This is a genomic window from Pseudomonas sp. LRF_L74, assembly GCF_965644255.1.
Classification (GTDB): domain Bacteria; phylum Pseudomonadota; class Gammaproteobacteria; order Pseudomonadales; family Pseudomonadaceae; genus Aquipseudomonas.
Genome location: NZ_CBFFRH010000012.1, coordinates 116,009 through 127,800, shown reverse-complemented (window position 1 = coordinate 127,800; position 11,792 = coordinate 116,009). Strand labels below are relative to the sequence as shown.

The following is an 11,792-nucleotide window of genomic DNA, read 5'->3' as shown; positions in this document are numbered from 1 at the left end:
ACCTGGAACGCTGTCGCGGACGTGAAGATGATTGCCCACTTGCCGTCGATAGCGCCGGCGTTGGTGATCACGGGCGGATAGCTCAGGCTGTTGTACTGAGCCGTCGTCGTGTTGCCCGAAGGTTCATCGGTCCAGTTCGGCGCGCCGGTGCTCCAGGTCTGTTGTGTGAACCAAGTATGCACGCGGGCCTGCATATCGCCCCATACCACGGCACTCGATACGAACGTGTCGCCAGCGGTTAAATCCCACGGCACGGGCGAGCTGATCGCAAGCGAGCCGGTGATCTGCACTTCCGTGCACATAGCCATGTGCTCGACACGATCACGAATCACCAGCGGCAGCGTCAGCGGGTTGGCCTCATCGTCTTGCAGCACCAGAGGATTTGCCCAGGTCACAGTGCCCAGCTCACGGTCAACGCTGTAGCTGTCAGCGCTCAGCGCCGTGCCGTTCACGTCAACTACCTCGATAGCGGCCTGCTGCTGCCTCGGCAACTGGATCGTGCCGCCGGCGTCCGGGCTTTCGACGTTGGTCTCGACGGTGTTATGGATCACCACCACATCACCGTCGCGGTAGATCGGCACGCGGCCATCGGCCGGCAGGCGCACTGGGTCCAGGCCCAGCAGGTCGGCAGCGAGAGGCAGTTGCGTCTGCACGACGGCGTTGTACCGCGTGAGCAGCGGAATCACCGGAATGTCGCTCGCAGTGGTCTCGTCGTCAGCATCAGTCGTGAAGCGCAGCCGCACGATGCCAGTGGTGATATCAACCGTGCCCTGGATGATGCCGCTGTCAAAATTGCCGTTGGCATCGGCAACGGCCGAGACGACCTCGGCCGTATCCGCCCGCACCGCCGTGATCTGCGTGCTGGCCGAACGCAACGGCGCGCCGGAAGTACGGAACGTCGCACTGGTCACGCTGAAGCCTACAGCGGTAGTCAGGCACGCGAGAATGGTCACGGCGCCGGTCACGTTGCCGCTGTAGCTCGTCAGCGTGGCAGTGCGATCAACGTAGTTCACCGTGCCGACCGCCGTGCCGCCGTTCGTTCCCGTTGCGATGTTGCTGTACAGGACGCCCGAACGGTCGACATACGTGCTGCCGTTCCAGCTGAACAGCAGGCTCCCCGGCAAGATCGGCTCGGCGATGCTCGGCAGCAGCTCGACGGTAAGCGGCGGCTGTGCCTGGGCGACGTTCTTGTCTTCTTCTGTCACGCCGGCAGCTTGCGCTGTTGCCGTCGCCGTGCCGCCGAAGGTCTCGCGGATCTGCGTGTCGGTCGTGACCAGTGCCGGCACGGTCACAGTGCGGCCACCGCTCAAGCTGCGCTCGGTGCTGTAGACGTACTCGGTGTATGTGTACAGCGCTGCAACTTGCAGCGTGCATTCGCCGGTCGTGTAGTTGATCGAGCCCGCACGGCCGGACGCCCAGCCGCCCGCGCCGTTGTCGTTTGCGCTGTTCGACACGTCGACGTATTCGTCGTAAACCGGCAGCGCGTTGCCCGCGTTTATTACGTCCCAGTTCAGCGCCGGGGCGGCATCGCGGCGGGTGGTCATCCAGTCGACGCGTACAGAGCCGGCCTTGAGCGGCGCGCCCGGAATCGTGAACGTGGCAATGCCGCTGCTGTCGCTCGACAACGCGAGCGCGGTGCCGCTGACAGCGCCGTTCTTGTAAGCGTGAGTGATGCCGCCGCTCGGGGTTGTGCTCAGCACCATGGTCACTTCGCCGGTGGCGTAGTAGATCGTGCCCGTGCCGCCGGTGCCGGACAGATTGCCCTTGCCGTCGTCTGTCAGGGTCTTCGTCACAGTGCCGGCGAGGAACGTAGCCGTATAGCTGCTCGGCACTATGCCGGCATCCGGCAGCGTGTAGCGGACCTCAAGTTTCGGCGTGACGCTGCTGCCGGTGCGTTGCGTGATCGCGCCATCGGCCGAGCTGATGTAGTTGTACACGAGAGAGGTGTCGACATCGGGCAGCGCGTTGAGCGTGATCGAAACGGAGCCAGTCGAGAAATTGATCGTGCCGGCGCCCTCGCCGGTCAGCAGGCCGTCGCCGTAGTCGCGCAGCTCGTACCAGCGACCGAGAGCCATATACGAAATGGAGAGCGTGCCGGCACGCGGGATCGCGTCGGGCAGGCTCAGGGTGTAGACGTAGCCGCGCGTGCCGAGAGTGACGCCGATTTCCCCAGTCAGGGTTTCGCCAGTTGCAGCGGCCCCGGGCTGATAGCTGGCGGTCGCGGTGCCGGTCCACGTCGTGCCAGTGCGGGTCAGCGTGATTTCGCCGGTCTGATAGTCGATGGTGCCGGCGCTGATCCAGTTGCTGCCGCTGACGAAGCGCAGGCCGCCCGTGCTGTCGTCTGCGAATACGCCGCTGTTCACAGTGAGCGACAGCGTGCCAGGTGCGCAGCCGGTGCCCAAGTAGGTGCGCGACGTACCAGTGACCGCGCTGGCGGCGACGGTCAGGCTCAGGCCTGAGCGAGTTGGGCCGGCCGGCAGGTATATCACGCGCTGATAACCGGCGAGCAGGTCGACCAGCGCCGACTCTTTCGTTGTGCTGGGCACGAGCTGGGCATAGACGGATTCGACACGCACAGTCAGCGCGCCTTCGCTGATCGCCTCGGCGAGCGGGCTGATGCCGTAGTAGCGAGCAGCATCGGCCACTTGCGTGGTCAGCACCTGGGTTTTCGCCTGGCCGTTGAGCGCAGTTGCAGCGGTGCCGGCAGGCGTGACCTGGCCGCCTGGCATCAGGTACAGCAGCGCGGCGCTGATCGACAAGTCGAGCCGACGACGGGTGAAAGTCTGGAAGTTGCCGCTGGTGATCTCGTAGGTGAACTGCTCAAGGCTTGTCTGCACGTCAGTCAGGCGCACGTACTGCGAGCCGTTGACCGATGTGAGCTGGAACACTTCGCCGATTTCGGGCACGCGCTGCTCTTCGCGCTGCACGCACGCGATAGCGCGCTGGCCGGCAAGCTGAGTGCCGAGCAATTCGAACGGCGCCGACGACGCGGCCGCGACGTAGCTTTCGATTGCGTCGCGTGCATCGCTACGCTCGTCAGTCTGGCTTTCGGTGTTGAACAGCAAGACAGACACACGCGGGTCGGCCGGGGCTCCTGCGACGATACTGTGAGCGCCGAGGTAGCTGTCGTCGGTATCGGTGACGGGGCCGGCATAGACTTTACGCAGCGACACGTCGCCCACCGTGCGGTCCATGCGGCTGATATCGGAAAACAGGTTGTTCACTTCGCCGTCGACCACGGACTCGCTGGTCGCACGACCGCCGCCATCGTCTTCGTCAGTGAGGCGCTGGCTTTTCAAAATCTTCACATCGGTGACGTTGATCGTCATGCCAATCTCCGGGCGTTAAAAAGCCCGCACTTGGCGGGCTTGGGTTTGCAGGGGTGCAGATCAGATGCCGGGGAAGTCCCAGCGAATCAAGTGTGCGCTGGCAGGGGTACTCAGTTGGTCGTAGATCGTGCTGTAGCCGCCCGCATCAACGGGCTGATAAAGCTCTTCTTCGTCGAGCGCTCGCACGTCATCGAGCGTCCAACGGCCTGGCGGCTCGCAGCGCTCCATCACGGCGATAGCGCCGGCAGGGTCGGCAGCGGCAACGACATTGGCGCCGACGTAGTAGGCGGTCAGTTTCATGGGGTTACCTCGGCGGGCGGTGCGACGGTTATGAGGCGCAGGGTGATCTGGTACAGGGCATCGCCATCCGGCGCGATCCACGGCAACAGCATCCGCATTGTGTTCATGTGGCGCAAACAACGCTGCCGCGAAACGCTTGGTCTGCCAGTGACCAAGGCCAACATCAAGCACGCCGCCCAGCTCCGGGCGGCAGTGCTTCACGATATAAAGATAGGAACATTCGACTACGGCCGACACTTCCCCAACTCCCGCCACGCAGGCGGGAGCTATGCAGTCCGCGACGTGCGCTTGAAAGCGCTCGTCGCGCGCTACAAGCCACTGAAAGCGGTCGATATCACCGAGGAAACCGAGCGCCGTTACGGATGGGCGCTCGATATCTGCATAGAAATGCTGGGAGAAGAACGCCTGGGCGGCGCCCTTATGCCCGAAGACGTACAGCGTCTGCGCGCGGATCTGATCGAGGACCGGGCCACCTCAACGGTAAACCACTACCTGGCCACCCTCGCCGGATTCTTCACCTGGTGTGAGAAAAACAGCTACTGCCGGCCGGGACTAGCCGAAGCCTGCACCAGGTTCGAAGCAACCGAGCGTGATCCGGACCCGCTGACAAAAGCCGAGTTCAAACAACTGATCGACGCCTGCCTACACCCAGCAGACAACGCCGCTATCAACCTGGCCGTCTATACCGGGCTCCGACCGGGCGAGATCTGCGGACTCGCAAGGGATGACATAGATCTGGCGAAAGGGGTTATCCACGTGAGCCGGAGCATCACCAGCTCGGGTAAGTTCAAGCTGCCGAAGAACAACAAGAAACGCACGGTGCTATTGCTGCCACCAGCCGTTGAGGCATGCCGCCAACTGCTGGAGACAGAGCACGGCCTGCAACCGCAAGCGATTGAAGTGCAACTAAATCGCCACGAAAAGGCAGTCGAGGCAGTGACCCCGCTACTCTCGCCCGTACTTCAAGCCCGCAAAACGAAAGTGAATACATGGTTCGTTCCAAGCGCCTGGAACACCAAATGGCACACCATCCAGAAACGAGCAAAGATCCGGCCTCGGCGCCCCTACCAGACCCGCCACACCTACGCATGCTGGTGCCTCGCAGCGCGTGGTAACCTTGCATTCATCGCCAAGCAGATGGGCCACAAGGACTTCACGATGCTGGTCAAAGTGTACGCCGCATGGATGGACGACGAGTCCCCTGACGAGCTGCAGCGCATCTGGCAGGGGATGCACCGCTCAATCTGATAGCCCAAATCGCAGGGCAAAAAAAACCCCGCAAATGCGGGGCTTTTTCTGTGTTGATCACTTCTCTGCAACGATCACAGGCTCTACCCAGCCGTTGGATGCACAGATTTCTTGGATATCCTTAGCCGCTCGCTTATACGATTCAAGGCTTTTGCGTGTCTTCTCGGCATTCTCACGACGCTGCTCATCGGTAACCGGCTGAAGGTTGCGCAGCGATTTGATAGTCATCATCCCCACCCCTTGATTTCCTTTCATACTCTGTCAGACAGGAATCAGGCAATCCTGGTTCCCATAATAGGCTTCCCGCATTCGATCCATAGAATGCCGGTATCTGAGCTGCTCTCCCTCGACGTGGAGGTCAAAAGCCAGAGTCTCTTGGGACTCTTGCTCAGCGTAAATTCTGCACATCAACTCGAAAACTTCTTCGAACAAATCGTCAAAAATCTTAAGTTTCTCGCGCAACGGTGCTTTTAGCGGATGGGTATCTTCCATCTCATCACAGAAACAAAGGTAGCCACCACGTTGACGCCTAGGCCTGTGGTACATGACCACGCCTTTCTTTTTCGGATAGAGCGACTTGACATTAGGCGATTCGCGCAAAAAAAACCACAACCATAATGTTGCGGCGGCGCTCATCACGTATCGGCTAAATGTGATCTCAACTTGAGCCGCTGTTCCATTCAACGCCTCAATTAACGCAATCATCCTATCGACGTTCCCGCCTGCGTTATGGCGCAGGTGGATCTCAATCAAGTCGCTAGCCGATGCCTTATTAAGCACATCGATGATCGGATTAACCGTCTCAGCAGATATCTGATCCTGAAGCTCTAGCTTCAGCTTTGCCCGCTGATCTGCGATCGGCAGCTCAATTCCAATGTTTGCTTCCAAAGCTATCCCTCGCCAGCTCAATACCACAGGGCGCGCGATTCTAGCAGCGCCGATGAAGACCATCAATATGCCACTAGGTTCCCCTCGATTTGATGAAAATGAAGAAAATAGCGTTTTAGCCAGGGCCGCAGCCCGTCAACGACCCATGGTAACCTCTTCACAACGAGGCTATTCCACCAAGGAAATAGCGGTAATTAAGCCCCAATTTTGCCCCAGGCTTTTTTGATAAGAAACGTAAGCACCTGATGAATAAAGCAATTTCTGATTTCTCTCAGCACACCCCCATGATGCAGCAGTACTGGAAGCTGAAAAACCAGCATCCGGAGCAACTGATGTTCTACCGCATGGGCGACTTCTACGAAATCTTCTACGAAGACGCGAAGAAAGCAGCGGCACTTCTCGACATCACCCTCACCGCCCGCGGCCAATCCGCCGGCCAGTCGATCCCCATGTGCGGGATTCCGCACCACTCCGCCGAAGTCTACCTGGCCAAACTGGTGAAGCTGGGCGAATCGGTGGTGATCTGCGAACAGATCGGTGATCCGGCGACCAGCAAAGGCCCGGTCGAGCGCCAGGTCGTGCGCATCATCACGCCCGGCACGATCAGCGACGAAGCGCTGCTCGACGAGCGCCGCGACAACCTGCTTGCCGCCCTGCTCGGCGACGAAAGACTGTTCGGCCTGGCGACGCTGGATATCACCAGCGGACGCTTTACCGTCCAGGAACTTAAAGGCTGGGAAACCCTGCTCGCGGAACTGGATCGCCTGAATCCTGCGGAGCTGTTGATCCCTGACGACTGGCCGCAAGGGCTGCCTGCCGAGAAACGTCGCGGCACACGCCGTCGCGCCCCTTGGGACTTCGACAGAGACACTGCCCGCAAGAGTCTGTGCCAGCAATTCGGCACCCAGGACCTCAAAGGCTTCGGCTGCGAACAGTTGACCCTGGCCATCGGTGCCGCCGGCTGCCTGCTCGGTTACGCCAAGGAGACCCAGCGCACCGCTTTACCGCACTTGCGTAGTCTGCGTCACGAGCGCCTCGACGATACAGTGATCCTCGACGGTGCCAGTCGTCGCAACCTGGAACTGGACACCAACCTGTCCGGTGGCCGCGACAACACCCTGCAATCGGTCGTCGACCGTTGCCAGACCGCCATGGGCAGCCGCCTGCTGACCCGCTGGCTGAACCGCCCGCTGCGTGATCGCGTGGTTCTCGAAGGACGCCAGGACTCCATCACCTGCCTGCTGGATCGCTACCGTTTCGAACTGATCCAGCCGCAGTTGAAGGAAATCGGTGACATCGAGCGCATCCTCGCGCGCATCGGCCTGCGCAACGCCAGGCCGCGCGACCTGGCCCGCCTGCGCGATGCCCTGACCGCCTTGCCGGAACTGCAACTGGGCATGGCGCAACTGGAAGTCGATCACCTGGCCCACTTGGCGAAGGTGATCAGCACCTATCCAGAGCTGGCCGAACTGCTACAGCGGGCGATCATCGACAACCCACCGGCGGTCATCCGCGACGGCGGCGTGTTGAAGACCGGCTACGATCCGGAACTCGACGAACTGCTGGCCTTGAGCGAAAACGCCGGGCAATTCCTGATGGATCTGGAAGCCCGCGAGAAAGCCCGCACCGGCCTGGCCAATCTCAAGGTCGGCTACAACAGGGTGCATGGCTACTTCATCGAATTGCCGAGCAAACAGGCAGAGCAGGCACCGGCGGACTACATTCGCCGGCAGACGCTCAAGGGCGCCGAGCGCTTCATCACCCCGGAACTGAAAGCCTTCGAAGACAAGGCGCTATCAGCCAAGAGCCGTGCCCTGGCGCGAGAAAAACTCCTTTATGAGCAATTGCTCGAACAACTGATCGAGCACCTGGCACCGCTGCAGGACAGTGCAGCGGCCCTGGCCGAACTGGACGTACTGAGCAATCTGGCGGAACGGGCGCTGACCCTAGACTTCAACCGTCCACGCTTCTCCGAAGACGCCTGCCTCAACATCAGCCAGGGTCGCCACCCGGTGGTCGAGCAAGTGCTGGACACGCCATTCGTGGCCAACGATCTGGACCTGCAGGACAATACCCGCATGCTGGTGATCACCGGCCCGAACATGGGCGGTAAATCCACCTATATGCGGCAGACTGCACTGATCGTGCTGCTGGCCCACATCGGTAGCTTCGTCCCGGCAGCGAGTTGCGAGCTGTCACTCGTAGACCGCATTTTCACCCGCATCGGCTCAAGCGACGATCTGGCGGGTGGACGCTCTACCTTCATGGTCGAGATGAGCGAAACCGCAAACATCCTGCACAATGCCACGGCCAACAGCCTGGTGCTGATGGACGAAGTAGGTCGCGGCACCAGTACATTCGACGGCCTTTCCCTGGCCTGGTCGGCAGCGGAACAGCTCGCTCACTTGCGCGCCTGGACGCTGTTCGCCACCCATTACTTCGAGCTCACGGTACTGCCGGAAAGCGAACCGACCGTCGCCAACGTTCACCTGAACGCCACCGAGCACAAAGAGCGCATCGTCTTCCTGCACCATGTTTTGCCTGGTCCGGCGAGCCAGAGCTATGGCCTTGCCGTGGCCCAATTGGCTGGAGTCCCGGCACCCGTCATCCAGCGTGCCCGTGAGCATCTGGCCAGGCTGGAAACCACCAGCCTACCCCACGAAGCACCACGCCAGCAGCCGGGCCAGAAGCAGGCCCCACTGCAGAACGACCTGTTCGCCAGCTTGCCCCACCCGATCCTGGAAGAACTGGGCAAACTCGACCCTGACAACGTCACGCCAAGGCAGGCACTCGATTTGTTATATGCATGGAAGATGCGAATCTGATGCGAATCTGACAGCAGCCATAACAAGCTGTTAGAATCCGCGCGCTTTTAAGATCGTCCGGCCAATAGCCTGGGCCGAGGCCATCAGTTTTGCGTCGCGACCCCACAAAGAATGGGGCGTTACGCTGTTTGAGGAGAGATTCAGAGCATGAGTTTCGTCGTCACCGACAACTGCATCAAGTGCAAATACACCGACTGCGTGGAAGTTTGTCCGGTGGACTGCTTCTATGAAGGCCCCAACTTCCTAGTGATCCACCCGGACGAGTGCATCGACTGTGCCCTCTGCGAACCCGAGTGCCCGGCTCAGGCCATCTTCTCCGAAGACGAGATCCCGGACGGCATGGAAGAGTTCGTTGCAATCAACGCCGAGCTGGCCGAAGTCTGGCCGAACATCACCGAGAAGAAGGATGCGCTGCCAGAAGCTCCCGAATGGGACGGCGTGACCGGCAAGGTCCAGCACCTAGAGCGCTGAGCCACGCGTTACCGGAAAGGCCCGCGATGCGGGCCTTTTCTTTGTCCGCCACTTTTCTCCAAGCAAAAAAAGGGGCGGTGATTAGCCGCCCACTCTTTTTTCCTTACTCCTTGTAACTCCTATTCATCTTCCTGATGAACCGCGTCCTGCGGTGCGTCCTGACTTTCATTCCGTGAAAGCCTGTGCACATCCTTGGCACGTCTTCATGGTATTCATTTTCGATTGCTCCACAACTCTGCCAAACCTCAGAGAGCACGAGTAATAAGCTCAGGTCGAAAAATTAAATGATTGAAATTCAGTGCATTGAAAGAGACATGATGAAATTACAGCCTTAATCCTTCGAGTCTTTCCTGAAATGACTTACAGAACCTGTAAGCATATTCCTACACGTCGAGCCCGAAGAGCGGCACTTGCAGCCATTCAGCAGAGGTATAGGAAAAGGCGCACACGAAAAAAAGCCACGCCACTTGCGAGAAATGGCGTGGCTGTTGGGTGGCTTTATTGGAACAGCGAGTCGGCGGAGAGCCCGTTTTTCTCAAGGATTTCACGCAGGCGCTTGAGCGCTTCGACCTGAATCTGCCTGACCCGCTCACGGGTGAGGCCGATTTCCTGACCGACTTCTTCCAAAGTACAACTTTCATGACCACGCAGGCCGAAGCGACGCACGACGACCTCGCGCTGCTTGTCGGTCAACTCCGACAGCCACTGATCGATGCTCTGGGATAAATCGTCATCCTGCAGCAGTTCGCAGGGATCGCTTGGTTTTTCATCGGTCAGGGTATCGAGCAGGGTCTTGTCCGAGTCCGGGCCAAGCGAGACATCGACCGAGGTTACCCGCTCGTTGAGACCCAGCATTCGCTTGACCTCGGCCACTGGTTTTTCCAGCAGGCCGGCGATTTCCTCGGCGGAAGGTTCGTGATCGAGCTTCTGGGTCAGTTCCCGCGCTGCGCGCAGGTAGACATTCAGCTCCTTGACCACATGGATTGGCAGGCGAATCGTACGGGTCTGATTCATGATCGCCCGCTCGATGGTCTGCCGGATCCACCAGGTCGCATAGGTGGAGAAACGGAATCCTCGCTCCGGATCGAATTTCTCGACTGCACGGATCAGCCCAAGGTTACCTTCCTCGATCAGATCGAGCAGCGAGAGGCCACGGTTCACGTAGCGGCGAGCGATCTTGACGACCAGCCGCAGGTTGCTCTCGATCATTCGTCGGCGCCCTGCCGGGTCGCCCTTTTGCGCAAGACGGGCGAAATGGACTTCCTCCTGCGGGGTTAGCAATGGAGAAAAGCCGATTTCGTTCAGATAGAGCTGGGTAGCATCGAGTGCACGGGTGTAATCGATGTATTTGTGCTGCTTGGTTGCATTAGCAGTTTTTTTGGGTTTGGCGCTGGAAGCGAGGGTCTCGGAATCCTCCCCGATCTCTTCTTCCAGGACGATGCCGGGCTCCATGAGGAGCAACTCATCGTCTACGTCAAACTCCAGCGCTTCTTTGTCAAGTGCCATTGTTGTTGTCCTTCAGCTGAGTTCGACAACAAGCCCCGGCGACGCCCAAGTCACCCTTCCTTCAGGGATTCAGCCCCCCAGACCAACATCCTGCCAGCCTGTCGCTGCTCGTCTACCTGAAAGAAAGCTGGAAACTCCCTGGCAACACCCGAGCCGTCCTTCCTACGATGGAACCTGATAGTCGGGCAACAGTTCAACTTATCGGCCTGGCAGATACTGCATGGGATCGACGGGTTTTCCCTGACGGCGAATTTCGAAGTGAAGCTTCACACGGTCAGTTCCCGTTGACCCCATTTCAGCGATGGTCTGCCCCGCCTTGACCTGCTGTCCTTCCTTCACCAGCAATCTGCGGTTGTGTCCGTAGGCGCTTACGTAGGTATCACTGTGTTTGATGATCACCAATTCGCCGTAGCCCCTCAATCCACTTCCGGCATACACCACGGTGCCATCAGACGCAGCCAGGACAGGCTGTCCCAATTCCCCACCGATATCAATGCCTTTATTTAAACTACCGTTTGAGGAAAAACGCCCTACCAGAGGGCCTGCTGCAGGCCAGGTCCAGCCTTTTTCAGAGCGGGTCACGGCAGGAACGGATACCGGCGCAGTGGCAACCGGAGGTTTAGACGAAGCGGCAGGGGTCGACGACTGGCCAGTCACCGGCGGCTTGCTCGCCTGGGTTGGCTGGCCGATCACCAAGGGGGGGCTTATCGTTGCAGTTTGTGTCACCACCGGCGTGGGACCGACAGTGCCTCGCGCAGAGGATTCGAAGCGAATCGATTGGCCGGGCCGGATGACGTAGGGGGGCACGATATCGTTGCGCCGAGCCAGCTCCTTCCAGTCCCAACCGAAACGGAATGCGATCGAATAAAGAGTGTCGCCACGCTGCACCACATAACCACCCTTGGTCACAGGCTGGCGAACTGGAGCATTGGGTCGGCCATGGGTGCGGTCGTCGACCTGTACGCCTCCACTCGGTCCGCTGGAGCAACCCGCCAGCAAGGCAGTGAAAACCACCGCGCAGAGCCCGCCAGCGCCAACGACGCGGTTTTGCAGCGATATGCTTGTGACTCTCAACCCATGCTCCCTTTGCGGTGCTCTCAACAAGGCCGTCATTGTGCCGGAATTATCCTGCGGGGCCAGCCGCTTACATGGCAAATCTGCGGTAAGACGGCATGTTCGAGACTTGGACCGATGAAAAGCGAGAATATCCTCTCGCCGATTCCTT

Annotated in this window: 9 protein-coding genes; 3 read left to right on the top strand and 6 right to left on the bottom strand. The window is 59.7% G+C overall.

Annotated features, from left to right (window positions below; all coding sequences use genetic code 11):
• Both ACSZPK_RS24385 and ACSZPK_RS24380 read right to left on the bottom strand, forming a co-directional pair.
• Positions 1-3,329: hypothetical protein (locus ACSZPK_RS24385; RefSeq protein WP_437884191.1), on the bottom strand; the 3,329-nt coding region annotated here is incomplete at its 3' end.
• Between the two features lie 60 nt (positions 3,330-3,389).
• Positions 3,390-3,629: a hypothetical protein gene (locus ACSZPK_RS24380; protein ID WP_437884190.1), complete on the bottom strand. Its 240-nt coding sequence runs from the start codon at positions 3,627-3,629 to the stop codon at positions 3,390-3,392.
• Between the two features lie 42 nt (positions 3,630-3,671).
• On the opposite strand from ACSZPK_RS24380, the gene ACSZPK_RS24375 reads away from it, so the two are divergent.
• Entirely contained in the window at positions 3,672-4,877 is a 1,206-nt protein-coding gene (locus tag ACSZPK_RS24375; RefSeq protein WP_437884189.1) for an Arm DNA-binding domain-containing protein, read from the top strand.
• Between the two features lie 57 nt (positions 4,878-4,934).
• On the opposite strand, the gene ACSZPK_RS24370 is transcribed toward ACSZPK_RS24375, so the two are convergent.
• Both ACSZPK_RS24370 and ACSZPK_RS24365 read right to left on the bottom strand, forming a co-directional pair.
• Positions 4,935-5,108: a hypothetical protein gene (locus ACSZPK_RS24370; RefSeq protein WP_437884188.1), complete on the bottom strand. Its 174-nt coding sequence runs from the start codon at positions 5,106-5,108 to the stop codon at positions 4,935-4,937.
• Between the two features lie 30 nt (positions 5,109-5,138).
• Positions 5,139-5,828 carry a hypothetical protein gene (locus tag ACSZPK_RS24365; RefSeq protein WP_437884187.1) on the bottom strand — a complete coding sequence of 230 codons (690 nt, stop codon included), beginning with the start codon at positions 5,826-5,828 and terminating at the stop codon, positions 5,139-5,141.
• Between the two features lie 194 nt (positions 5,829-6,022).
• Between ACSZPK_RS24365 and mutS the strand changes: the two genes are divergently transcribed.
• Both mutS and fdxA read left to right on the top strand, forming a co-directional pair.
• Positions 6,023-8,590, top strand: coding sequence for a DNA mismatch repair protein MutS (gene mutS, locus ACSZPK_RS24360; RefSeq protein ID WP_437884194.1), 2,568 nt, complete (start codon positions 6,023-6,025; stop codon positions 8,588-8,590).
• A 147-nt stretch (positions 8,591-8,737) separates the two neighbouring features.
• On the top strand, positions 8,738-9,061 hold the full coding sequence (gene fdxA, locus ACSZPK_RS24355; protein WP_437884186.1) for a ferredoxin FdxA: 324 nt from the start codon (positions 8,738-8,740) through the stop codon (positions 9,059-9,061).
• Between the two features lie 498 nt (positions 9,062-9,559).
• Here fdxA and rpoS read toward each other — a convergent pair whose 3' ends face one another.
• Both rpoS and ACSZPK_RS24345 read right to left on the bottom strand, forming a co-directional pair.
• A complete protein-coding gene (rpoS, locus tag ACSZPK_RS24350; RefSeq protein WP_437884185.1) occupies positions 9,560-10,567 on the bottom strand; it encodes an RNA polymerase sigma factor RpoS in 1,008 nt (335 codons plus the stop codon).
• Between the two features lie 198 nt (positions 10,568-10,765).
• Positions 10,766-11,641: a peptidoglycan DD-metalloendopeptidase family protein gene (locus ACSZPK_RS24345; protein WP_437884184.1), complete on the bottom strand. Its 876-nt coding sequence runs from the start codon at positions 11,639-11,641 to the stop codon at positions 10,766-10,768.
• Positions 11,642-11,792 lie beyond the last annotated feature (151 nt).

Excerpts from the sequence above, each read along its gene's own strand:
- ACSZPK_RS24380 (WP_437884190.1), bottom strand. The coding sequence starts at position 3,629 with ATGAAACTGACCGCCTACTACGTCGGCGCCAATGTCGTTGCCGCTGCC.
- ACSZPK_RS24370 (WP_437884188.1), bottom strand. The coding sequence starts at position 5,108 with ATGATGACTATCAAATCGCTGCGCAACCTTCAGCCGGTTACCGATGAG.
- rpoS (WP_437884185.1), bottom strand. The coding sequence starts at position 10,567 with ATGGCACTTGACAAAGAAGCGCTGGAGTTTGACGTAGACGATGAGTTG.
- ACSZPK_RS24365 (WP_437884187.1), bottom strand. The coding sequence starts at position 5,828 with ATGGTCTTCATCGGCGCTGCTAGAATCGCGCGCCCTGTGGTATTGAGC.
- fdxA (WP_437884186.1), top strand. The coding sequence starts at position 8,738 with ATGAGTTTCGTCGTCACCGACAACTGCATCAAGTGCAAATACACCGAC.